Origin of the sequence: Ketobacter alkanivorans, assembly GCF_002863865.1 — a bacterium.
In the GTDB taxonomy this organism is placed as follows: domain Bacteria; phylum Pseudomonadota; class Gammaproteobacteria; order Pseudomonadales; family Ketobacteraceae; genus Ketobacter; species Ketobacter alkanivorans.
In genome coordinates this window covers 4,151,872-4,176,216 of record NZ_CP022684.1, presented here as the reverse complement: position 1 = coordinate 4,176,216, position 24,345 = coordinate 4,151,872, and the positions used below count along the sequence as shown (strand labels likewise).

Here is a 24,345-nt window from a genome sequence, read left to right as displayed (position 1 = left end):
TAATTTATTATTGGTTCATCTAAAGCGAGTTTAACTTTGATTCCAGAGAATCATCCAAAACCAGCCCGGTGCTGTTGAGCACTCCGGCCAATCCTTCATAGAACCCCATAAGAAACAACAGCTCGAGCATGAGCCTTTTATTGAAACGCTCACTTAATTTCAACCACACTGCATCACTAATGGCCCTATCCCTGTGAAATTCATCGCACGCTTGCAATAACACAACCTGGTTTTTGCCAAGGCCCATAGTATCTGGGCCCTCTGCAATGCATATGATGTCATCGATGGTTAAGCCCGCGCGCAACCCTAAATCAACATGCTGCCCCCACTCATAACGTGATCGGCAGTTCCAGGCTACTCGTAAAATCACAAGCTCTGTATCGATCCGATCCAACTCACCAAAAGGCATTAGTTTCGACGCCATATACATCATTCCACGCAGCACCCGCGGGTTATGCATTAACATCAACCAAAGGTTTTCCGCATCAAGTTTTCCTATTTTCTCAACTGCGGATATAAATACCTTTATAGAAGGCCTGGCTGCCTTACGAGATACAGGAGGCAACCTGGCTGAATCATGTGATACCCACCCCCCAGGAGGCGCCATCTGACTATTGAACTTCACACTCATCTACATCCCCAACAACCAAAATTTGGCTTAATCATAAGCACATTCAACTACATGTTGTTGCCTGCCTAAATCTATAACCCCATCGCTGCTTTTAATAGTGCTTTCAATTTTGTCGCCCACGCTCAGGTATTGAGGCCTTTTTAGCTGCATTTTCAAAAATAGCTCCCAGCGCTTTGCCTCTGGCAACAAACCAGAAACCTTTACCAAGGTCGGCGATGGAAGCCCCAAAGCACAACCGGATGGTGTTCCTGTCAGCAGGACATCACCCGGTTCAAAATCGTGGATCTGTGAATATTCCTCCAAGGTATCCGCTGGTTTAAATACCAAGTTAGCGGTGGAATCCTGCTGACGAACTTCACCGTTTACCGTAAGTTGGAGCTGCAATTCATCTAGATAGTGCATTTCATTCTTACTAAGCAGACAAAGCACAGGGCCCAAAGGACAGAATGTTCGGTAGCTTTTACCTTTATGAAACTGCATCTGGGGAATTTGTACGTCACGAGCAGAAACATCATTACCGATACAAATTCCGGCGACATATTCATGCAGGTTTTCTCTATTTATCTTTAGGGCCCCGTTAGTTTTCTTACCCAACACCAACGTTAATTCAATTTCATAATCCAGCAAGCGAACGAATTTTGGCTTCGAAATCACGCCGACAGGTGCCGTTATTGACGCAGTGGACTTGGTGAAAAACATGTTGTAGGTTTTCTCATCCGGATCCATTCCAGAATCAATCATGTGCTGCCGATAGTTCGCACCTTGGCAAAGCACTTTTGCAGGGGCTGTGACGGGAGACAACAGTTTGAGCTTTTCAATATCAACACCGCTCCCCCCTCCAACTACCGATTGATGAATGGTCTCCACACCGAGTGATAGTAATTCAGCTGTTGTTGTGCATGGAATATCAAGCTCATGGACCCTACCCTTTCGTAGCAGCCCCCATTTACTATTCACTCCAGCTTCGAACCTCACGATATTGGTGGGCATAGAACACTCCTAACTTAAGTAAAAATTTTGGCAAGTGAAATCAATTTGCGCACTGAGAGATCAGGGCTATAACGAACATTATGAATCAGTGCTCTTATCGCTTTAGGTGTCAGTTTAGGTTTGGTAAAACTTCGGGGCATAGGCTGCCCCCATTGCGACATTGCTTCTCGACTTACCGGGTGAATGCCCATCTCAACATCTGCAGTAAACAGATCACCATCACAGTAATGCTCAAACTTGTTACCCCAAGAATCCTGCCAGTAATCAAATATTTGACTCCCAAGTATATGACGACCGATTCCCCAGGCATGGCGCCAGCCTCGCTCACGCAGAATGCGCTGGCCCATTCCCACGGCATCTGCATCTACTAGTTCGAATGCGCTGTGGCTATACGCTGGCATAAAGCCTTGAGCTATGGCGAGGGTATGATGATCGGTAGGTGTGTCACCCAGATCCAGCCGTAAAAACACCACAGCTGGCGTTGCATCCGGAAGCAGCTGCACATCACTGGGAATGAAGCCAAAATGCCGTGTATACCAACCACAGCTTTGCTGAAATTTCGCAACTTCCATCACGACATGGCCAAGCTTCAGAACCTCCGGTACGGATACAGGGGGGCGCTGAGTGTTGTTGATTCGCTCCATCTTTTGTTCAAAGTTGAAGCTCAAAGCAGGCCGGTGCGTCAGTGTTGGTACCGGCTCTTGTCCGTAAATGGCATCAACAATAAAACCAGAAGGATCTTGTAGCTGTACGATTTCACCACCACCTGGCTGGGTTGTCCAAGTCAAAGCTGATGCCTCATCGAGGTGGCTTAGTTTTATTAGGTCGCTCCGAGAGGCCACGTGCAAACCAAAACCAGTGAAAGCGGATTTATCCGATTTTTTCGCCACATAACAAAATGGTTCAGAATCTGCGGTGCGCATATAAAGCAATTCCGGCGTTCTTAGCGCAACACTCAGACCAAAATCTGTCAAAAACCGCTCCGCACGATCAAGATCTTGGCACTCAAATTTCAGATACGCGAGCTTCTGTGCCCTCGTGGTAGGACTGTTGTGCCTGGAGGGCTGAGGCGTAGTAAACCGATTCATATTTTCATGTCCCTTTCTCATTTGGATGCAATCTACCGCACCAATTTATGACATATTGATCAATATTGAGATTAATGTCAATATACAAACAATGCATACCATCTCAGCTTACCGTTACTACTGATTGGACTTTTTATGGATACTCTCTCTCCCAACGCTGATTCCGAACTATTTGACGTCATGATCGTGGGATACGGCCCTGTTGGTGCTGCGATCGCTGCGCTCTTAGGCCGTTACGGCATTCGCACACTGGTAATCGACAAAACAAAAGATATTGTTCTCATGCCAAGGGCTATTGCTCTGGATAACGAAGCCTTAAGAATCCTGCAAATGGTCGGTTTGAACGATCAAAGCTTTGGGCGTATAGGTATTCAGGAAGTCAAAATGCACTGCCCTTATATCGGACAGTTTGGACGGGTTAACACCGGCGGCACGATAGATGGACACCCCAAACTGATAACGTTTTATCAACCGGACTTGGAGCAGGCCTTACGCAAGCAGGTTTCCCAGTACGACTGCGTAGCAATTCGCAGTGAAGTGGAGCTGGTGAGCCTAAAACAGTCCAGCAATGCAGTGACCGCCGAAATTTTGGATTCCCATGGCTGCGCCCAAACCGTATCTTCAAGATATCTAGTGGGAGCAGATGGGGCCAGCTCAACCGTCCGCACGTTGATCGGGCAGGATTTCAAAGGACAAACGTACTCAGAGGACTGGCTGATTGTCGATGCCAACCGAAGGGAAAACAAAGCCATTGATCATGTGGAATTCAATTGCGATCCGCGACGACCTACTCCACACATGCCTGCGCCCGGCGGGCGTGAACGCTGGGAGTTCATGTTACAACCAGGCGAAACCGCCGCGGAAATGGAACGGCCAGAAAAACTGGCAGAACTGCTGTCACCCTGGATCCCCTCCGAAGAGTTGACCATTGAGCGGCAGGCGGTATATCGATTCCATGCTCGCTGCTGCAGCCGCTTCCAGCTGGATCGTACTTTTCTCATCGGTGACGCCGCTCATATTACGCCACCCTTTGTTGGACAAGGGCTTGTGGCTGGCCTGCGGGATGCGGCCAATCTTGCATGGAAGTTGGCTTGGGTCATAAAGGAACAAGCGCGACCACACATCCTTATGAGCTATGATCAGGAGCGACGTCCACACGCCAATCAAATGATCAACCTGGCAAAGATGATGGGACAACTGGTCATGCCACGCAACAAACCCCGCGCCATGGCGATCCACGGCATGATGCGTACAATTAACATTTTCCCCCCGCTCGCAGCTACCTGGAAGAGCTAAGGATCAAACCAGCCAATCGCTTCAAACAGGGTTTATTCAAACCGGGCTGTAGAATGGGCAAACTGCATTCTGGAGCTCAGCTACCCCAGGACTATACTCGGAAAAATCACACAATTTGCTTGAGTGATGATGCACTTGGCGATGCACTGACACTGGTAGGTCTGGGGGTTGATCCATGCCTGGGCCTCGATAGTACAACGCGTCAGAAATGGGAAGCGGCCGGTGGCGAATTTCTACATCTGGGCATGCGCGGACAAGCGAACAACGCATCCACACCCTTTGCCGAATCCTTAGGTAACGGGCTTTTACCCGACACACCTCAAGGCTGCTTAGTCGTGGTTAGACCCGACCGCGTTGTAATGCATATGGGGCAACCACACCATGCAAAAGCCATTATTACTGAAAGCCTGGATATGCTTTAAAGTGAAAATGTGTCAATATTGACAGCTTTGAATTTTTAGCGGCGAATGCGCCAGAGGTAACTCCGTGGCAAAAGAACCACTGACCCGCGGCCACAAAAAGAAGGCCCGTACCCGTCAGGCTCTGGTGGAAGCGGCACTGCGTATATATGCGCAAAAAGGAATTGGTGAGCTGGCACTTAAAGAGCTGGCTATCGAAGCCAACGTCTCGAATGGAACCGTGTATAACTATTTTCGCACCCGCGAAGAAGTGCTAGAGGCTGTAGGGTTAGAGTTGGCCGAAGACCTCTCACGCCAGATTTCCATACTAAGTGAAGCTGTTGAAAATGGGGCACACAGAGTCTCGATTGGCATCAGAGTATTTATGCGCAAAGCAGAGGAGGATGCCGACTGGGCACGATCCGTCATCCGCGTTTTCCAATTGGACCGCGGAATGAGATCCGCCGTTGCATTTAACCTGAGAAAGGATTTGCAGACAGCAAAAAATCAAAAACTTTTCACTTATGAGTGCGAGGCTGCGGCCATGACGTTGGTGGCATCGGTCACCATTGGCGCCATGACCACCATTGTGGATGGATTAGCTGCACCGAATTTTGAGCGAATCATAGTTAAAATGGTTTTAATGGGACTCGGGATGAGCACATCATCTGCAGACAAAATCACAGCCATGAACTTACCCAGACAAGCCGAAGCGCCATCCTCTTGATCATGGCGCCATTTCATCTTTCACCCTTTATTAAAGATCCATGGCAGCCGCATAAGCCGATGCCCAAGCCCATTGAAAATTAAACCCGCCCAGATGACCGGTCACGTCCACTACCTCGCCAATAAAATACAGTCCGCTTTTGTTCTTGCTCTCCATGGATTTTGATGAAAGCTCATCGGTATCCACCCCACCCAGCGTTACCTCGGCGGTGCGATACCCCTCAGTGCCCGCCGGTTTCAAGGCCCAGCCCTGAAGCTGCTTCTGAATTTGCAACAATTGTTGATTCGAGAATTCAGCCAGTGGCTTGCGGGCATCCTGGGGCCACCATTGCTTTTCCAACTCAGCGACCAGTTTTTTTGGTAAGCGCTGGCCCAACACTGTTTTCAACAGACTCTTTGGATCACTGATTTTGTACTGAGTTAACCAATCATCCGCACTTTCATCAGGCAGCAGGTTAATGTCCACCGTCTCCCCTTGCAGCCAGTAAGACGATATCTGCAGTATGGCAGGGCCACTTAACCCACGGTGAGTAAACAGGATATTCTCTCTAAAAGCGGCCTGCTGGTTGCTGGTGAGAGTGTCCAGAGACACACCACTGAGTTCATTACACAGGGTTTTGATGGCATCGGTGAATACGAAGGGCACCAGTCCGGCTCGGGTTGGCAAGACCGACAGCCCAAATTGCACCGCCACCTCGTATCCGTACGGCGTCACCCCCATGGTGGGAATAGACAACCCTCCGGTGGCGATCACAACGGCTTCAGCGCAGTAGGTTCCCCGATTGCTGTCAATTCGAAAACCGTTGTTCTCCTGCAACGAATGAATTTCACAATAGGTGTGAACATCCACTCCGAACTGGGCGCATTCTGCTAACAACATATCAAGAATGTCTTTGGCGCTATTATCACAGAACAACTGACCGAGCTTTTTTTCATGATATGGAATGTCATATTGACAGACCAGCCCGATAAAGTCCCAGGGGGTATAGCGGCTGAGAGCCGATTTACAAAAGTGCGGATTGGCAGAGATATAATTATCGGGCTCGGTGTACATATTAGTGAAGTTACAGCGCCCTCCCCCCGACATGAGGATTTTTTTGCCGACTTTCGAGGTGCGCTCCAACACCGCTACTCGCTTGCCTCGCCGGGCTGCCAGAGCAGCACACATTAAGCCAGCGGCACCGCCACCCACCACCACTACATCATAGGAATGTGTTTTGCTCACTTGTTCGACAACCACAGGGCCTGATATGGGGTTAGTGTCAGCATTCCTGCTTGATCCTCTATTTCTAGCCCTGAGATCAAATCGGTCCAGTTATCTGTACCAATCAAGTTGATATCACTTAAGGCTATCTGCTGGGTTTCAGAGCTGACATTAAAAATACAGAAAATGGACTGCTCACGACGCATACTTTGCCGCCAAAAGCCAAATATCTGCAAACCAAGATGCAGAGTAAACTGGGTGGCGTTGGGGTGAAAGGCTGTTTGTTTTTTTCGAATGGTGATCAAATTACTAAGCTGTTCAAACACCTTGCTATGATGGCTGAACTTATTTGCCAATGCCTCTTCCAACTGGCCGACATCCCACTGACTACGATTTATAGAACGGTTTCGGCCGGTATTTTCCATGCGGGCGTAATCGTTTTCCGTTCCCAACATGCTGTGAATATAAATAGCAGGTATACCCTCTAACGCTAACATAATCGCATGAGCACACACAAACCGCTGTAACTGCCATTTATCCGGGCCGTGTTCAATGGTGCCTTTAAGGGCATCGTATAAGCTGATGTTCATCTCATAAGGTTTATCGACGCCTTCACTGGCACGCCGATAGGCAACGCGCCCGCCAAACTGCTGCATGGTGCTGATCAGTTCATTCTTTTCCTGATCTTGTAGCAGGCCATCGGTTGGCCGCAAGCCCACACCATCGTGGGACGCAATAAAATTGAGATAGGTTGTACCCATCTGCGCCGGCGGCATGCTCATCAGCCAAGTTTTTAAATGGCGGCAGTCGCCTGATATCAATGTGTAAATCAACAGTGGTGGCAACGAAAAGTTGTAGATCACATGGGCTTCGTTGGCGTTACCGAAATAGGTGAGATTCTCTCGGTTGGGTACGTTGGTTTCCGTGATAATAACGGCATTGGGGTTGTAGTGTGCAATCAGCAAACGCAGCAGTTTGATGATTTCGTGGGTCTGCTGTAGATGAATACTGGGCGTGCCTACTTCTTTCCAGAGAAAGGCCACCGCATCCAAACGAAAAATCTGAACGCCGTTTTCCATGTAGTGGCGAATGATATTTACAAATTCCAGTAACACTTTAGGATTCTTGAAGTTCAGATCCACCTGATCTTCACTGAACGTACACCACACGTAACGCTCACCGTCTTCGGTTTGCACCGGGTTCAACAAAGGCGAGGTACGAGGCCGCACCACTGCATTCACATCCGCGTCAGGGCTGGCTTCAAAAAAGTAATCTTTGCCTGGATCAATCCGCTTTTTGAAATTATCGAACCAGCGGCTTCGAGCCGACATGTGATTTATCACCAGATCCGACATGAACTTGAACTCGGATGATATTCGCTTGATGTCTTCCCATTCACCGTGTGATTCGTTTACTGCCAGATAGTCCATTACCGAGAAACCATCGTCCGAGCTGTAAGGAAAGAACGGCAGGATGTGGACTGCGGAAATATTATCCTGCAGTTTATCCTTTAAAAAATGATAGAGCGTCTGCAGTGGCTTTTCGTCAGGCTTGGCATGATTCAATATGGAGTCGGCGTAGGTGATCAGCAGAATATCCGCTTCATCCCAATTATTCTGATGATCACCGGGCTGGTGGCATTGTTTATCCAACCCCATTGTCTTTATCAATTGCTGAGCAAGATAGTCAGTATCAATATCGGGATAGATAAAATCCAGTGATCCTGTTAGCTTTTTTGCAAGCTCTTCTAGCATGTGATTCAACCCTACTTATTGGTTACCCACCGAATTCCCGGTTGTCCTGCTCGACTGCATCCTGCAGCCGCTCCATAATGTCGGGAACAGCACTGATGATACGATTCCAGCTGGGAATGAACGGCGTATCCATGGGGTTATCCAGGAAATAGGCTCCCGCTCCCATCAGGTTCTGGGCAAATAATTCCACGGCTTGCTCTTCTGAATGACGATCAAATTTGAGGCCGTTGATTATGGCATCACTCTGATAGCTTTCAATAAAATCCAGAGCAATACGGTAATAGGTGGCCTTGATGGTTCGGAACTTCTCATTAGAGAACACTTCACCGTTGGTAGCCAGCTTACGGAACAACGCCTTGCAGATGTCAGTACTCATCTTCGACAACCCGGCAGACGCATCCTCTGCAGAGAGATCCTGATGTTTGTGATCATAGGTATCCGCTATATCCACCTGACACAGGCGGTTGGTGGCATAGTTGCGTTTCATTTCTGACAGCACACCGACTTCCAAGCCCCAATCACTGGGAATGCGAAGATCACTGATCACATCGGTGCGGAAGGAAAACTCGCCAGCCAGAGGATAACGATAGCTGTCCAGATAATCGAGAAAGTCAGATGGTCCGCACACTTTTTTCAGCGCCCGAATCAAAGGGGTAACCAGCAAGCGGCTGACACGGCCATTCATTTTGGAATCCGCCACGCGGGAATAATAGCCCTTGCAGAACATATAGTTGAAGTTAGGGTTGGCAACAGGATAGATCAGCCGCGCAATCAGATCACGCTGGTAGGTCAGAATGTCGCAATCGTGCAGGGCCACAGACTTACTGCGTTGTGCTGCCAGCACATAGCCAAAGCAATACCAGACATTGCGGCCTTTGCCCAGCTCTGTGGGAGCCAAATCATGGGCTCGCAGCTCCGCATCCAAGGCTTTTAGGCGGGGGCCATCATTCCACAGCACGTGGTGTGTTTGGGGCAGTTCAGAAAAGTATTCTAGCGCATGCTCGAATTGACTCTGATCTGCCCGGTCCAGGCCGATGACGACTTCCTCCAGATAGGGAACTTTGGTAAGTTCCTGCACGATATTTTTTAACGCTGGGCCTTCCAGCTCAGAAAAAAGTGAGGGCAGCACCAAAGACATGGGGCGGTGCTTCTTGAATGTCATCAATTCGTTTTCCAGGTCTTCCAATGACCGGCTACGCAAATTATGGAGCGTGGTTATAATTCCATTTTGATAAAAATCACCCATTTTTTAGCCTTTCCTAAACAGTGAATTAACTCAGTGCGCCACCGGCAGCAACTGATTAAGGAGCGACTGGATGCATTCGTTCCAGCCTGTTGGGCCTTCGCCCTGTGAGCGCATGACATGACCCGCGCCCGTTATCATTAACTTATCGGAATTAACGCCTTTTATGATGACAGCATAGTCGGCGCGTTCCAGCATCCGGGCATCATTGGGACTGTCACCCAACGCGATGGATATTACCTGCTTTTGCGGGTTAATGGCTTGATAACGCTGTGCCAGATATTGCATGGCATCGGCTTTATCATACTGGCCCATGACGTGATAGAAACGCCCTCCCTTGATAAGCTGCAAGCCCACCTGCTCAAGGAGGCTTTTCATTTCCAGCAGCTGATATTCCTCGCCTTGCCACATAAGTGGCTCAGTACCAATGCGCTGTTTGGCTGCGGTGGCGGCCTGAATTGTGAGCCCGGTGACATCCGCCACGTCCGCTGCACTCATGTCGTTGAAGCCGCGAAATTCATAACCTTTGCTGCGCAACCAATGCAGCTGCTCTAATATCACATCCCGAGGAGCAGCAAACAGTATTTCCTCTGGCTCTTCACTCAGGTTCCCAGAGGGGATTATGGCTGCGGCACCGTTTTCTACGATAAAAGGCGCTGTGTTATCTAACTGCTGCTTGAGCGCCTCCATTTCGGGGCGGGTCTTACTGGAATTCAGGATAACCGGTATATTGTGGGCTGCCAGCCGCTGCAATGCTGGCAGCGCGGGCTGGAAGCTGTAACTGTGATGATCCAGCAACGTGCCATCCAGATCCGTGAACACCAGTATCTGCGGCTCAATCACCATAGCGTGCCTCTCGAATACGATGCTGCTCATCAATCACAAACAAAGTATCGGACCGGGCAGGCATTTCCTCCAGCATCCAGCGGGTAAGCCGTTCATAGTGCATGATAAAACGCTGAATCTGCCGAGGGGTCATTATCCCGACATGGGGCGCACCATCGTGGTGCGCGGCAACTCGGTCTGTGAGTTTCTGCTCTTGAAGGGTGCGCCATTCCTGCACACATTCCATGGAGGGGGCCTTTAACATGATCAAGTATGCCAAGCGCGCAAAAAACTGCTGATACTCGCCGGCAAGATGTTGATTCACATAACCACGCCAATGACCGTTGGCATCTTCACTGCGTTCAAGAGCATTAATTGGCTGCTGAAGTAGTAGCTCCGGCTCAGGAATAGCCCCCACACACCAGCCTTCGAGTAAAACCACTTTCACCGGGCCACGATGAAGCGGCCATTCCTGCATTGGAGCGCGATCATCACGGGACTTGTCGAATGCTGGTATAGGCACGACATCGTTGGTGTCGGCCGCCAATAGTTGATCCAACACACGATGGCCCAACGCTATGTCGTGGCTACCAGGCACGCCTCGGGTTTTTAGCAGTGGGTGAACATCCAAAGCCAGCGCCTCACGCTCTGCCCGGGTAAGGTAAATGTCATCCAGGGAAAAGCGCGCACAGGGGCAATCAAGGTGCTTTGTCAGTAATACTTCGAGAAATAAGGCCAAGGTGGACTTGCCCGTACCTTGAGCGCCATTAATGCCAATGATAACCGGCATGTTATGTTGGTTTTGCAGGTCTCGAAGGCGAATGGCAAGGGGGTAAAAATACTCTGCGACCGTGTCAGCAAAGTCGTCCGGCAGGTGCTCCTGTCGAATCAGGTTGGCAATAGTGGATTGTATGGCTTCCCGCTGCTGATCTGACACGTTGATCCCTAAGCATTTCACTTGACTTACAATAAGATAGTAAGCCAGCCGCAGCAAGCTTAACAGCCATACAGGGCTTATTCACAATCCATACCAAGTTTGGGGTGTGCTTAGTCAGTGGAATACTTATATTTGCTGAGCAGTGGGTTGGCGTACATTTCAAGAATAATTCGCTGCAACTGTGCAGGATAATGAGCAAGACGAGCAGAAAACTCGGAAGCCTGCCGCGCCAGATCCTGGGAATCCACCGCAGCAAGGGTGTCTTTGGCCTGCTGGGCCACCGCCTGGAATCGGGCAATGGAATCATCCCGCAGGCTCTGCATGGCTTTGCTTAGGCTCAGCAAATGCTCTATGGCCAGTAAACTGGGGGGGAACAGGCGATAGTTCTGTATGATTTGTTGATCCAGTGCATGAGCAACGGCTTCGGCATCCTCAAACTCGCCTTGCAAAGGCTTACCGATTTCGATGTGCACCCGCCCCTTCGGTAAGGCGATGCCACGCATGATGCTTTCAACATCCTCGCCCGCCTTTTTTACGTAATCCTCGGCGGCACGGGCCTGTAATTCAGCGGCTTTGAGTCCATCACAAGGGTCGTATTCGTAGGAGATGGACACCGGCACCACATTGAGGCGCTTAATGGTTTCAGCAAACGAAGCACCCTGCTTTTTCTGCCATATATGCAGCATTTTAATGATGGCAGGATCGGTGATATCGAAACCATCTTTAGCACGCCCTTCACGCTGGGCAATCCATACCGAGCTGCCTTGTTCGTTGGCCAGACTGATGTAATGAGACAGCTCCATCAAGGCGCGATATTTTGCTTTAACCCCAGTAACAGAGCGATTCACAACAAAACTTTTGTTCAGCCTTAACAGATCAGACACCAGCGGATTGGTCAGCAGGTTATCACCTACGGCGATTTCTGCCGTTTCCAGACCCGCCTGCATTAAGGCATAGTTCAGCAACGCCGAATCCAGCGTGATATCACGGTGATTGCTGATGAAGACGTAGGGCACACCTCGCTCGATATTGTCCTGACCAGAGAACGTGAACTCGGTAATGCTCTTTTCAATAGTGCTTGCTACAAAGTCTTCCATACGCTGCTGAAAGTCGGCAACGGTGTGAATCTCTTTGAGGTTATTGTGAATGCGAAATCGAACGAAACGGGCAAGGGGCTTTTCCAGATAGCGTGGCACCAGTGGAAACTGCACATGAATAATAGCCTGAATCAACGCATCTGATTGCAGCAACCGCTCAATCACAGCTGGAACTTCATGATCGTGATAAGGCCTAATTGATTCAAACTGCTGCATAGACATGGATAACTTTTTGCCGCCTGCTTCTATGATGATTCGAGTTTAACTGTCTTGGCCTGACTGCGCAGCAAAGGAATCCGCTACTGGCCAGGTTTTCGCTACAAAATGTGTCGACAGGTCAATATTAGCAAGATATCACTGTTATTCATGTTCGTGTGGGAATAAAATTTGCGTGTCACTGAGTAGAAATATGACAAGAATCAGTGTGAAGACCCATTTTGCTTTATATAACCCTGTTTTGACTATTTTTTGTTGGCACACTGATTCGTGTCGTTTGGATAAACTTTGATTTCTACAAGGAATGCAACGGAATGACCCCACTGAGTCCCGCTGACCAGCTTTTTCTGTGGCTTGAAAAACGCCAGCAACCCATGCATGTGGGAGGCTTGATGCTGTTTTCTTTCCCCGATGGCGCAGGCCCCAAGTATGTGACCGAACTGGCCGCATCGCTTCGCGCTTACCAACACCCAGAAGGCCGCTATGGGCAGCGGCTTGGCCGCCGCTTGGGCCAATACTACTGGGAAGAAGACGACCATTTCGATCTGGAGCACCACTTCCGGCACGAAGCACTGCCCAAGCCAGGCCGGATCCGTGAGCTGTTGTCGCTGATCTCGGCTGAGCACAGCAACCTGATGGACCGGGAGCGCCCCCTTTGGGAGTTCTACTTGATTGAGGGAGTGCGCGGACGCCGCTTCGCAGTGTACTCCAAGGTTCACCACAGTATGATGGACGGCATTGCCGCCATGAAGACCTGCATCAAGTTCCTGTCATACGACCCGACGGAAATGAACCGCCCGCCGATCTGGGCCATGCCGCCCAAACAGCGAGCGCCCAAGGCTCTCATCAAACCACAGGATCTGGTGAGCGGGTTTGGTGATTTCTTTGGTGGTGCAGGCAAACAAATCAGTACACTGCCCAAGGTTGCGTCAGAAGTGGCCAAGCTGTTTCGCAGCGCACGCAAAGATTCATCTCACGTGTCCATTTTTCAGGCTCCAAACTGCGTATTGAATGAGCCCATCACTGGATCTCGACGCTTTGCAGCCCAATCCTACTCCATGGAGCGAATCAAGCACGTTGCCAAAGCGTTTCGTGGCACCATGAACGATGTGGTGCTGGCTATTTGTGGCAGCGCTCTGCGCGACTACTTGATCAGCTTACATGCCTTGCCGGACAAGCCCCTGGTGGCCATGGTGCCGGTATCCATACGCAGTGACGACAGCGACAGCGGCAACCAGATCGCCATGATTCTGGTGAACCTGGGCACTCACATCGCTGACCCGGCCCTACGCATGGAAACCATTCAGGCGTCCGTCAAGGAGTCCAAGGATCGCTATAAAAGCATGACCCCTGAGGAAACCCTGAACTATACGGCCCTCACCATGGCACCGGCTGGCTTCAACATGCTCACCGGTCTGATTTCCAACTGGCAACCGTTCAACGTAATTATTTCCAATGTCCCTGGCCCCAAAAAAACCATGTATTGGAATGGTGCCAAATTGGAAGGGATGTATCCCGTCTCGATTCCTATGGATCGAATCGCGCTGAACATCACCCTGCTGAGTTACGAAAACCAGCTGGAATTCGGCCTTACCGCATGCCGCAGAACCCTGCCTTCCATGCAGCGGTTGTTGGACTTCATTGATAATGGCATACACGAGCTGGAAGTGGCCGCCGACATTCACCACAAGTAGCCACCATCGCTTAGGTATTGAGTGTTAACACGGTGTGAATCCCCGCTAACGGATCACACCGTCCCCTTGCTGCCAATTGGGTGTACAATGCCCGCCAGAATATGAACAGATACCTCTGGCGGAACCCTCATGGCTCTCAAATCCACGGTGTATAAAGCGGAATTGCAGATTTCCGATATGGACCGGCATTATTACCAGCCCCACACCCTGACTCTGGCATTGCACCCCTCTGAAACCATTGAGCGCATGATGATTCGCTTGCTGGCCTTTGCGCTGCACGCCAGTGACAACCTTAGTTTTGGCCGCGGGCTCAGCACCGAAGACGATGCCGCCCTGTGGCGCAGGGATCTAACGGATCACGTTGAGCTGTGGATTGATGTAGGGCTACCGGACGAAAAACGCATCCGCAAAGCCAGTCATCGCGCCGATCAGGTGATCGTATACAGTTATGGTGAGCGCAACGCCCCCATCTGGTGGGAGCAGAATCAGAAAAAATTTCGCTGTTTGGATAACGTGCACGTCGATTATGTTAGCCCTAGAACCAGCGCAGAACTCACTCAACTCTGCGCGCGCACCATGCAACTACACTGCAATATAATGGATGGTGAAGTGTCTCTGGGTAATGATACCAGCAGCGTGCAGATCGAACTGGATCGCTGGCTCTGACCTCGGCTCACAACGAGAAACCGCAAGGATTTTTGAGATGAAACTGATTGAGAACCTGAAAGCACATACATTGCAATCGCTGCTGCGTTTGCCGCGTTTTGCCAAACGTCGCATCGCGGGTAAACCGATTCGAATCGATGGCCTGGAGCTGGATCTGGACATGCAGCTGCTGGTAAAGCTCTCCAACCTGGAGCCACCGATACGCCCCTCCCTTGACCCTAAACAACTGCAGGCGAGTCGCAACGCCTTCAACGCCAGCACCCGCGTGGTGGCGAGTAAAATCGTCAAGATGAAAACCCAGGATATTCTGGTTGGGCAAGGGCAACCTAAAATGCCCGCCAGACTCTACTCCCCGGATCAACACATTGATGCGATGCTGTTTTTTCTGCATGGAGGTGGCTGGGTGCATGGCAACCTGGATACCCACGATAACCTGTGCCGACACCTGGCCAGGGTTACAGGGGCCAAGGTGCTTTCGGTTGAATACCAAAAAGCACCGGAAAACCCCTGGCCCACTGCCGTAGAAGACGCTATGAGAGCGTACGAAGATGTGGTTTCCCGGCTGCCGGAATTCGGTTTGAACGCTCCGTTCATTGCCGTTGGTGGTGACAGCGCCGGAGGCAAACTGGCCACAGTATTAGCACGCCAACTGTCCCACACAGACATTCAGCAGCCACAGGCCCAACTGTTGATATACCCCTCTGCCGATAGCCCTCGACAAGGCGGTTCCCGCACGCTATTCGCCGATGGATTTCTGCTGACCGGTGAAAGTATTCGCATCTATCAGAACTGCTACATCCCGGCACAACAGGATCACAGCCATCCTGACATTTCACCATTGTACGCCGATGACATTCACAAGCTGCCGCCAGCCATTGTGGTCACTGCCGGGTTCGACCCGCTGAGAGATGAAGGCCGGGACTACGCGAAAAAGCTGGAACAGGCCGGTGTGAAAGTAAAATGGATTGAATACCCAGGCATGGTGCACGGCTTTGCCAATATTCTGTGTTCAGCGTCTGCGTTGCATTCCGTAGAAGACATGGCTGGCGCGCTACGCGGCTTGATGATGGAACGCTCGAACTAGGCCTTCCTCTGCCAGATCCACACTTAACACACTGCAACTCCCTGCGTGTCAGTAAGGGCACCTTAGATAGCAAATATGCCAGCTCAGCGCAGGTGAAAACGGACTAATTTCGTCATTATTGGCACCATAGACACCGATAGCGCCATTTTATATTGGCATCTTTCCTGCCCTGGCCTAAGATGATCCAACTTTCTGGCCAATCAACGGTGACCTACATGCAATTCCGTGAGCTTCTCAACAGCATCGACTCTAAGCCCGGCAAGAGTACCCTGAGCGATCCAGGGGACTGGTTGCAAGGCCGAGCCATGTTTGGCGGCCTGCAAACCATTCTGTGCCTGCACGCAATGCGCAGCCTACTGCCAGACACACCCTTGCGCTCTCTGCAAACCACCTTTGTTCAGCCTGCCAAAAGCCTGCAAGTAACAGCCCACGCCAACATTGTACGGGCGGGCAAAAGCGTAACCCATGTGGAATCCCGGCTACTGGATGACGACAACAATGTCATCGCACTGGTGGTGGGCGTTTTCGGCGCGGCACGGGAATCTCAGATAAACCTCAAACCGGTTCAAACCGGCCTTGGCAACGGCAGCCAGCGGATTGAATTCCCCACTGCTGGCGGTGTCCCCAGCTTTACCCGCCACTTCAAACCCGTTTGGCTACAAGGCACACTGCCATTCACAGGAGACACTGAAACCCATCATATTGTCCAGATCTCCATGCCTGGGGAGACGGATTGCAACGAATACCATGTAATCGCGCTGGCTGATTTCATTCCCCCCATCGCCATTTGCCACCTCACCAACCCCGCCCCCGGTAGCTCCATGACCTGGATGCTGGAATTTCTGAACGAGGATTACCAAGGCTTGGCGTTGGAGAATTGGCGAGTGGATGCAGAACTCATGGCCGCAGGCGAGGGCTATACCCATCAATCGGTTATGCTGTGGGGCCCCGGCGGCGAGCCAATAGCCTTGAGCCGTCAAAACATGGTGGTGTTTGGTTAAATCTGAACCCTGCAAAACAACAGACACAAAAAAGCACGCCCGAAAGCGTGCTTTTTTGTTGATATGACCCGGTATTACAGGTCTTTCATCGCACTGGTGATTTCCTGCAATACCAACTTGGCATCGCCGTGCACCATCAGGCTGTTATCATTAATGAACAACGCATTGGGTATCCCGGCAAAACCGGGAGACAAGCCACGCTTAACCACGATAACGGTTTTAGCGTTCTGTACTTCCAGAATCGGCATGCCAAAGATTGGTGAATTTGGATCCGAAGACGCCGCCGGGTTGGTAACGTCGTTGGCACCCAATACGATGGCAACATCAGTCTGTGCAAACTCGGGGTTGATGGTATCCATTTCAATCAACTGCTCATATGGCACTTCTGCTTCAGCCAGCAATACGTTCATATGGCCAGGCATACGACCTGCAACCGGGTGAATCGCGTACTTCACTTCAGAACCACGCCCCTGCAGAATATTCGCCAGCTCACGGGTTGCATGCTGGGCCTGAGCCACCGCCAAACCATAGCCGGGTACGAACACCACTTTCTTGGCAGAATCCAGCAGCATGGCCACTTCATCCGCACTGGTGACTTTCACTTTGCCTTCATAGAAAGCATCGTTCTCGTCTTTAGAGATACCGGCCTGGGCCGCCATGGAGCCACCGAACAATACGTTGGTGAGAGAGCGGTTCATGGCTTTACACATGATGGTAGTCAGGATCAAACCCGATGCACCCACCAAAGAACCGGTGATGATCAAGCCATTGTTGCCCAGTACGAAACCCGTGGCAGAACCCGCCAGACCCGAATAGGAGTTCAACAACGCGATCACTACGGGCATATCAGCGCCGCCAATGGGGATAACCAGAGCCACACCCAATAGCAAGCAGATCACGATCATCACAATAAGCAGATCAGACTGTTCCAGCGGATTGGTGCTGACGAAATAGATGGAACCGGCCACCAGCAAAGCCAAGCTCACCTTAACGATCATTTTGAACATGCCAATGGAAGATGGATCGCCCAGCTTGCCCATCAGTTTGCCCACAGCAACAAAACTACCCATCAGGGTAACGGCGCCGATCAGGATACTGATAATAACCGCTATGGACCATTTCATATCCAACGCAGGCATCGTGGCAATCAGTTCGGCATTACCACTGCCGTATGCGGTTTGCATTTCCAGGTAGTTGGCAACGGCAACCATCAACGATGCACCACCACCAAAGCCGTTCAGGGCCGCCACCATTTCTGGCATGGAGGTCATCTGTACCTTTTTGGCCAGGAAAATACCGATACTGGCACCGATCAACACACCCATAATGATGTAGTAGTAATGCACTACGTTGTGATCAAGCAATGCGGCAACCACCGCGATCAGCATACCCACTGCCGACAGCTGGTTACCACGCACCGCTGTTTTAGGAGTGGTCATCCCCTTGATGCCGTAAATAAAGAATACGGCCGCGATCAAATAAGCTAAATAGATAAAAACTTGCATGTGCCTTCCTTCTTTTCGTTATTTCTTCTTGAACATGTGCAACATGCGATCAGTAACCATAAACCCGCCAAAAATATTTATGCAGGCCAGTACGATCGCCAGTACACCAAGAAAAGTGGAAAGGCCGGAGGTTTGTTCACCACCACCAGAGCTGATGATGGCCCCCACCACGACAATACCGGAGATGGCGTTGGTTCCGCTCATCAACGGGGTATGCAGGGTTGGTGGAACTTTGTTAATAACTTCCACACCCACGAAAATTGCCAACACGAAAATCGTGAAGGTCAACATTAACATTTCCATTAACTTGCCCCCTTCTCAATGGCTTCTTTCAAGCCAGCATGTTTGATTTCACCGTCTTCGGTAATCAGCGTGGCTGCAACGATTTCGTCTTCCATATTCAGATTCAGCTCACCTTCTTTTGCCATGTTCAGCAAGAAGGTTGAGATGTTTTTGGTGAACAGCTGAGACGCGTGAACAGGTACACGGGAGGGATGATCGATGTAGCCAATGATGGTGACACCATCGACATACACTTTCTGGTTTTTCACCGTACCTTCGACGTTACCACCACGTTCTGCGGCCAGATCCACCACCACGGAACCTTTCTTCATGCACTTCAGCATGTCGGCCGTTACCAGGCGCGGCGAGGGCCGACCGGGAATGGCAGCGGTGGTGATCACCAGATCAGACTGAGCCACCTTGGCCAGCATTTGCTCACGCTGGGCACGATAGAACTCTTCTGACTGCTGCTTAGCGTAACCGCCAGCACTGGTGCCCTCTTCCTGGGGCAGATCAAATTCAACGAACTTGGCGCCCAGACTCTCAACCTGCTCTTTTACTTCCACGCGGGTATCGTAGGCTTCCACCACAGCACCCAGGCGGCGCGCGGTAGAAATGGCCATCAAACCAGCCACACCGGCACCGATGATGAACACTTTAGCAGGGTGAATGGTACCTGCAGCGGTCATCAGCATGGGGAAGTACTGCGGCAATACCATCGCCCCGGCCAATACGGCACGGTATCCGGAAATGGCTGCCATGGAGCTGAGCACATCCATACTTTGGGCGCGAGTGATGCGGGGGATGAACTCCAAGGCAAAGCTGCGCACGTTCTTGGCTGCCAACTGCTGAACCAGCTCCAGATTGAACCAGCCATCCAGCATGCAGATCAGCGTGGAGCCTTCTTTGATCATATTGGGCTCATCATCCACCAAATGGCGAACTTTGAGAATCAGATCAGCCTGGGCGTACAATGACTGGGCATCGGGAGCGATGCTGGCACCAACATTACGAAACTCATCGTCATCATAATGAGAGGCTTCACCGGCGCCACTTTGAACAACAACATCAAAGCCTGCGCTTGTTAAATTTTGTATACCTGAGGGAATTACCGCGACACGATTCTCCCCAGGGTATATCTCTTTCGGAATACCCACTAACATTCCATAAACTCCAAACCGATTGATTTTTATAAGTTTTTTTGTTTTATAGGCCTATAAGAAGGCACTGTAAAGCCCCACCGGGGCAACGGAGGTCTTAACCTATCGTGAGTCAAAGGAGATGACAAGAATTAATTTGTGTCAGAAACAAACCGTAAACCAATGCCCTCAGGAGCCATACGAACCACTTCAAGGGTCACAATGGGGGCATCGTCCATCATACCCTGCACCTGACCTTTCAGTATTGTTCCCATTGGGGGGATGTCTTCTGCCACTGGATCCATGATGAGAAACACACCGCCATCGGAGACATCTCGGGTCTGAACGACCTTTTCACCAATGGAATCATGCCAGATTTTAAATTTGCAGCGCAAAGCAGTGCGCAAGTGGCGACGCTGATTTGACATAACTATACGATCTTCATGCAATTTGTATGTATAAAGTGTAGACGAATTTGACTAGGGGTATGGTGAGAGTCGTTGAAAGCAGGTTTCATCTCTTGATAGCATCGACCATCCCAAGCGTAAAGTGAGCAAGCCATGGCCAGTAAGAACAAGTGGACCCAAGACAACATTCCATCCCAGCGGGGAAAACGCATCCTCATCACCGGGGCCAACAGTGGCATTGGGCTGGAAGCCGCTAAAGTAATGGCGGCCAAGGGCGCAGATGTCATTCTTGCCTGCCGCAACGAGAGCAAGGCCATTCAGACCATGGCCACTATACGCCAGCAAACGCCAAAGGCATCTCTGCACTTTCTGCCGGTGGACTTAAGCAGCCTGCAGTCGGTGCGGGACATGTGTGAGATGTTTTTTGAGCAATACAACAAACTGGACGTGCTACTTAATAATGCCGGTGTTATGTGGCTGCCCAAAGGCCAAACGGTGGATGGCTTTGAATCCCAGATCGGCACTAATCATTTCGGCCACTTTGCCCTTACGGGGCTTTTACTGCCGGCTCTTCTGAAGCAGGCCGGGTCACGGGTGGTGACGGTAAGCAGCATTGCCCATCGGGCTGGCAACCTGAACTTTGATGATCTGTTCTTTGAGCGTCGCCCTTATGGCAAACACAAAGCCTATGGTCAGAGCAAACTGGCCAACCTGGTGTTTGCCCGAGAGTTGGACAGACGCCTGAACGCAGCAGGGGCACAAACGATTTCGGTAGCGGTTCACCCTGGAGCAGCCAGCACCAACCTGGCGGTGCCGGGCTACCAGCAAAGCGGATCTACCCTGCTGGCGAATGTGGCTAAAGCGGTGTCACCCCTGATTACTCAAAGCGCTGAAAAAGGGGCCCTGCCCAGCCTGTATGCAGCCACGGAAAGCGGCGTGCACGGTGGCGATTACATTGGGCCGGATGGATTCTATGAAGCTTTTGGCTACCCGGCCCCCGCCAGCTCTACAGGTCGCTCTCGGAATCCAGAGATTGCACGCAAGCTATGGGAAATATCAGAGCAGCTCACTGGTGTGAGCTACTCCTTTGACTCATCCAAAGCCGCTGCCTGAAGCGGCCTTAGGGCAGGCGGTTCACCTCATCGATCTGGCCATTAAGCGTCCAATAATCGTACAGATAACCGATCAGGAAGAAACCGCCAGTGACCAAATACAGTAAACCGGTAAGCCACTTGCCCATGTAAAAGCGGTGAATACCAAACAGGCCCAAAAACGTCAGCAGAATCCAGCAAACGGTATAATCCACTTTGCCGGGCGAATACTTCCGATCCGCTGCGCGATCCATGGAAGGTATCAGAAACAGATCGATGATCCAGCCAATCAAAAACAGGCCAAAGGTGAAAAACCAGATGGTAGCGGTGATGGGTTTACCGTAGTAAAAGCGATGGGAACCGGTAAACCCGAAGATCCACAGAATATAACCAATAACTTTGGAATGGGTGTTGTTCTCTTCCATACTTCCCCCGAAGCAACTTGTGTAGATGATGGTTTTGGCACGTGGAAATCACCTTACGCAAGTTGCACAGATCTGTCCACGAGCTGTGTCAGGGATTTTGCTTACTCTCTGGGTCGAATCGCTCTAACGGCAAACGCAAGGTAAAGGTGCTGCCGTAGCCATGACGACTGTCAGCACTGATCTTGCCACCCAGTAACGCTGCCAAACGGGCACAAATTGCCAGGCCCAACCCGGTACCCTGGATGCTTTGCTGTCGTGCCTCCTTGACCCGCACAAACTCCTTGAACAGGTTGCGCAGTTCCACCTCAGGAATCCCAAGGCCGGTATCGGTCACCCGCAAGACAATACCATCGCCCATCTGGTTGAGCTCAAGCGTGACCTCAATCTTACCCTCCTGCGTATACTTAACCGCATTGGAGACCATATTATTAAGAATCTGCAGCAGCTTGGAGCGATCTGTGGTGATCATGATGGGCTCTTCGGGCAGGCTCACCCTCATATGCAACCCTTTCGCTTTGGCGGAAGGGGTCAAAACCTGCAGCTGAACATCCAATAGCTTACATAGATCGAAGTGCTCCCAATCCACCTCCATACGGCCTGCCTCAACTTTGGACAGATCCAGTATGTCGTTTATCAGCGCCAACAGATGATGGGCATTGCGCTGCACGGTATCGAGCCCGTCGCGCTCGCGCTCCCCTAAACCGACGCCTGCGCCTTTCAAGACCCGCTCAGTGAACCCAATAATGGAATTCAAGGGGGTGCGCAGCTCGTGAGACATGCTGGCAAGGAACTCTGATTTGTAACGGTTGGCGCGCTCCAATTGCTGAACCAGGTTGTGCTGTTTGGTTATATCCGCCACTGACACCAACACATAGCCCTGATTGTCATAATTCAGTGGCTGCAGGGCGATATCCAGTATTAATTCGCGACCATCTTTGGTAACCCCTTTCAAACTGGAACGTGAGCTCATCTTGCGTTGATAAGGGTTAAGACCATAAGCCGCCACCTGCCGCCCGTGACTGGCACGCAGATCCTGGGGCACCAGGATACCGATTTCGTTGCCGGGCAATTCCTCAAGGCCGTAACCGAACAGCTCACACAATGCCCTGTTGGCCAGCTGTATGGTTTGATCGCTGCGCACCAGCATCAATCCGCAGGGGGCAGAATCAAACAGGGTGGTAAAGCGCTTTTCGGACTCAAGCCGGTCGGTGATGTCGATCGCCGCACACAAACTGTATTCCTGGTCGCCCCGACCGTTGTCAATGCTGGTTCGGCTGACTGTAAACCAGCGTGTGCCGGTCTGGGTTTCAACATCCAGCTGTGCCATGTAGTCGGCCTGGCTATCCACGCCCGCCAGTCGGCTCTGATTCTCCACCCGCGCCACAAAGCGATTCAAAAGCTCCCCACCCGCTGCAGAATTGATGCCAAACACATTGCGCGTGTAGGGGTTGATGCGCATGATGGTGTCGCTTTTATACTCCCTGACAAACAGCACCAAAGGCAGGCTATCAATCACCGCATTGGCGAACACCCGCTGCAGTTCCAGATCTTCCTGGGTCGCCCGTAACTGCTGGGTACGCCGCTCGGCAATCGTCTCCGCTTTCTGCCTGACAAAGTGCAGGGAAAGAATCACGTAGAACAGCAACAGATCAATAATGACACCCCCCACTGCTACGTACTGGGGCAGATCTATATGCTCTACGCTCTGAGCAAAACCGTCTGCCGGGGTTACCCGCAATGTCCATGGCCTGCCTTGCAATTCGATCTGACGCACCGCCACCAGATCAATGCTGCCGGTACGAGCCACGTTCCTGCCGTGAGAGGAATACAACAGGGCAGCCGGTTCCACGCTAGCGCCGTCGTAGATTTCGTATTCCAACATTAAAGCATCGCCACCGGTCACACCGTTCATCAGGTCACCCGCCCTGAATGCGGCGTAGATCCAGCCTTCGAACTGCGCCAGTCGTTGCGCTTCGGTATAAGGCGTCGCTTTGGCCCGATACACCGGCATGTAGGTCAAAAAACCGTTTTGCACATATTGTTCAGTTTCCTGAACTAATGTGATTTTGCCGGAGGTCGAAGCCTCTCCGGTGGCGCGGGCCCGATCCATAGCAATACGTCTGACTTCATTGCTGTACATGTCATAACCAAAAGCACGCCGGTTACGCCAATCGAATGGCTCCAGATACACAATGGCTGAGTAAATGGTGCGATCACCGGAAGGCTTTATGGCATATTCGGGAAAGCCTTCATCGCGAATGGCTTGGGTATGAGCCTCTAGTTCTGAGGGCTGCAGGGGCACGCTGTAACCAATGCCCTGAATACCTGGCCAGTATTGATTCAGCTCCAGGCTACGGACGAAGGTAGCAAAGGTAGATCGTTCCAGCTGGTCGCTTGAGTATACAAAGGCCACGGTAGACCGCAGCACTTGTTCATACACGCTAAGGTGGCTTTTGATGGCTTTTTCAAGCTCATAGGCACTGAATTGGAATCGATCAGACTGGCGCTGTTCGATGATCCGAACGGAAACAACATAAGCCCCAAGCGTCACAATCAGGGACAATAACAACACCACCCACGCAGTATAAGCATTGTGGACAATGTCGGCGGCCGCATACCAGCGTCGTGAAGGTTTATCGCTCATCC

At 51.1% G+C, this 24,345-nt stretch carries 23 protein-coding genes; 8 read left to right on the top strand and 15 right to left on the bottom strand.

Annotated features, from left to right (window positions below; genetic code table 11):
- Positions 1-19: 19 nt before the first annotated feature.
- The 3 genes from Kalk_RS17950 to Kalk_RS17940 form a co-directional block, all read right to left on the bottom strand.
- A complete protein-coding gene (locus tag Kalk_RS17950) occupies positions 20-460 on the bottom strand; it encodes a carboxymuconolactone decarboxylase family protein (RefSeq protein WP_267892402.1) in 441 nt (146 codons plus the stop codon).
- A 198-nt stretch (positions 461-658) separates the two neighbouring features.
- Positions 659-1,621 (bottom strand): fumarylacetoacetate hydrolase family protein, encoded by a 963-nt coding sequence (locus Kalk_RS17945; protein WP_101895557.1) that lies wholly within the window; start codon positions 1,619-1,621, stop codon positions 659-661.
- A 14-nt stretch (positions 1,622-1,635) separates the two neighbouring features.
- Positions 1,636-2,730, bottom strand: a complete 1,095-nt coding sequence (locus Kalk_RS17940; protein ID WP_407656784.1) for a VOC family protein — start codon at positions 2,728-2,730, stop codon at positions 1,636-1,638.
- 114 nt (positions 2,731-2,844) lie between these two features.
- On the opposite strand from Kalk_RS17940, the gene Kalk_RS17935 reads away from it, so the two are divergent.
- From Kalk_RS17935 to Kalk_RS17930, 3 genes are all read left to right on the top strand, one after another.
- Positions 2,845-4,005 (top strand): bifunctional 3-(3-hydroxy-phenyl)propionate/3-hydroxycinnamic acid hydroxylase, encoded by a 1,161-nt coding sequence (locus tag Kalk_RS17935; protein WP_233716702.1) that lies wholly within the window; start codon positions 2,845-2,847, stop codon positions 4,003-4,005.
- 119 nt (positions 4,006-4,124) lie between these two features.
- The gene (locus Kalk_RS21545) at positions 4,125-4,427 is read left to right on the top strand and encodes a hypothetical protein (RefSeq protein WP_233716700.1); all 303 of its coding nucleotides are present in this window, start codon (positions 4,125-4,127) and stop codon (positions 4,425-4,427) included.
- Between the two features lie 64 nt (positions 4,428-4,491).
- A complete protein-coding gene (locus Kalk_RS17930; protein WP_101895555.1) occupies positions 4,492-5,130 on the top strand; it encodes a TetR/AcrR family transcriptional regulator in 639 nt (212 codons plus the stop codon).
- Between the two features lie 30 nt (positions 5,131-5,160).
- Here the strand turns inward: Kalk_RS17930 and Kalk_RS17925 are convergent, their stop codons facing one another.
- The 6 genes from Kalk_RS17925 to Kalk_RS17900 all read right to left on the bottom strand — a co-directional run bounded on the left by Kalk_RS17925 (position 5,161) and on the right by Kalk_RS17900 (position 12,411).
- Entirely contained in the window at positions 5,161-6,297 is a 1,137-nt protein-coding gene (locus Kalk_RS17925) for a BaiN/RdsA family NAD(P)/FAD-dependent oxidoreductase (protein ID WP_101896387.1), read from the bottom strand.
- A gap of 53 nt (positions 6,298-6,350) precedes the next feature.
- Positions 6,351-8,087, bottom strand: coding sequence for a sugar phosphorylase (locus Kalk_RS17920; RefSeq protein ID WP_101895554.1), 1,737 nt, complete (start codon positions 8,085-8,087; stop codon positions 6,351-6,353).
- A 22-nt stretch (positions 8,088-8,109) separates the two neighbouring features.
- Positions 8,110-9,333: a glycosyltransferase family protein gene (locus tag Kalk_RS17915; protein ID WP_101895553.1), complete on the bottom strand. Its 1,224-nt coding sequence runs from the start codon at positions 9,331-9,333 to the stop codon at positions 8,110-8,112.
- Between the two features lie 30 nt (positions 9,334-9,363).
- Positions 9,364-10,176 (bottom strand): HAD-IIB family hydrolase, encoded by an 813-nt coding sequence (locus Kalk_RS17910; protein ID WP_199767957.1) that lies wholly within the window; start codon positions 10,174-10,176, stop codon positions 9,364-9,366.
- Complete coding sequence (locus tag Kalk_RS17905) at positions 10,166-11,092, bottom strand: hypothetical protein (protein WP_199767956.1); 927 nt, start codon at positions 11,090-11,092, stop codon at positions 10,166-10,168. The genes Kalk_RS17910 and Kalk_RS17905 overlap by 11 nt, the downstream gene beginning before the upstream one ends.
- 110 nt (positions 11,093-11,202) lie before the next feature.
- Positions 11,203-12,411 carry a 1-acyl-sn-glycerol-3-phosphate acyltransferase gene (locus Kalk_RS17900; RefSeq protein WP_233716697.1) on the bottom strand — a complete coding sequence of 403 codons (1,209 nt, stop codon included), beginning with the start codon at positions 12,409-12,411 and terminating at the stop codon, positions 11,203-11,205.
- Positions 12,412-12,719: 308 nt separating this feature from the next.
- Between Kalk_RS17900 and Kalk_RS17895 the strand changes: the two genes are divergently transcribed.
- The 4 genes from Kalk_RS17895 (at position 12,720) to Kalk_RS17880 (ending at position 16,850) form a co-directional block, all read left to right on the top strand.
- Entirely contained in the window at positions 12,720-14,099 is a 1,380-nt protein-coding gene (locus Kalk_RS17895) for a WS/DGAT/MGAT family O-acyltransferase (RefSeq protein ID WP_101895552.1), read from the top strand.
- A 129-nt stretch (positions 14,100-14,228) separates the two neighbouring features.
- Positions 14,229-14,765 carry a YaeQ family protein gene (locus Kalk_RS17890; protein WP_101895551.1) on the top strand — a complete coding sequence of 179 codons (537 nt, stop codon included), beginning with the start codon at positions 14,229-14,231 and terminating at the stop codon, positions 14,763-14,765.
- A 37-nt stretch (positions 14,766-14,802) separates the two neighbouring features.
- Entirely contained in the window at positions 14,803-15,849 is a 1,047-nt protein-coding gene (locus Kalk_RS17885) for an alpha/beta hydrolase (protein ID WP_158643564.1), read from the top strand.
- Positions 15,850-16,064: 215 nt separating this feature from the next.
- Positions 16,065-16,850, top strand: coding sequence for a thioesterase family protein (locus Kalk_RS17880; RefSeq protein WP_158643563.1), 786 nt, complete (start codon positions 16,065-16,067; stop codon positions 16,848-16,850).
- A 74-nt stretch (positions 16,851-16,924) separates the two neighbouring features.
- Here the strand turns inward: Kalk_RS17880 and Kalk_RS17875 are convergent, their stop codons facing one another.
- The 4 genes from Kalk_RS17875 to Kalk_RS17860 form a co-directional block, all read right to left on the bottom strand.
- Positions 16,925-18,355 (bottom strand): NAD(P)(+) transhydrogenase (Re/Si-specific) subunit beta, encoded by a 1,431-nt coding sequence (locus tag Kalk_RS17875; protein ID WP_101895548.1) that lies wholly within the window; start codon positions 18,353-18,355, stop codon positions 16,925-16,927.
- 18 nt (positions 18,356-18,373) lie between these two features.
- A complete protein-coding gene (locus Kalk_RS17870) occupies positions 18,374-18,658 on the bottom strand; it encodes an NAD(P) transhydrogenase subunit alpha (protein ID WP_101895547.1) in 285 nt (94 codons plus the stop codon).
- Positions 18,658-19,800: a Re/Si-specific NAD(P)(+) transhydrogenase subunit alpha gene (locus tag Kalk_RS17865; RefSeq protein ID WP_101895546.1), complete on the bottom strand. Its 1,143-nt coding sequence runs from the start codon at positions 19,798-19,800 to the stop codon at positions 18,658-18,660. Before Kalk_RS17865 ends, Kalk_RS17870 begins: the two co-directional genes overlap by 1 nt.
- Positions 19,801-19,928: 128 nt before the next feature.
- Positions 19,929-20,204, bottom strand: coding sequence for a PilZ domain-containing protein (locus tag Kalk_RS17860; protein WP_101895545.1), 276 nt, complete (start codon positions 20,202-20,204; stop codon positions 19,929-19,931).
- 132 nt (positions 20,205-20,336) lie between these two features.
- On the opposite strand from Kalk_RS17860, the gene Kalk_RS17855 reads away from it, so the two are divergent.
- Entirely contained in the window at positions 20,337-21,296 is a 960-nt protein-coding gene (locus tag Kalk_RS17855; RefSeq protein WP_101895544.1) for an oxidoreductase, read from the top strand.
- A gap of 7 nt (positions 21,297-21,303) precedes the next feature.
- Here the strand turns inward: Kalk_RS17855 and Kalk_RS17850 are convergent, their stop codons facing one another.
- Both Kalk_RS17850 and Kalk_RS17845 read right to left on the bottom strand, forming a co-directional pair.
- Complete coding sequence (locus Kalk_RS17850) at positions 21,304-21,699, bottom strand: NINE protein (protein WP_101895543.1); 396 nt, start codon at positions 21,697-21,699, stop codon at positions 21,304-21,306.
- A gap of 88 nt (positions 21,700-21,787) precedes the next feature.
- Complete coding sequence (locus Kalk_RS17845; RefSeq protein ID WP_101895542.1) at positions 21,788-24,343, bottom strand: CHASE domain-containing protein; 2,556 nt, start codon at positions 24,341-24,343, stop codon at positions 21,788-21,790.
- Between the last annotated feature and the right edge of the window lie 2 nt (positions 24,344-24,345).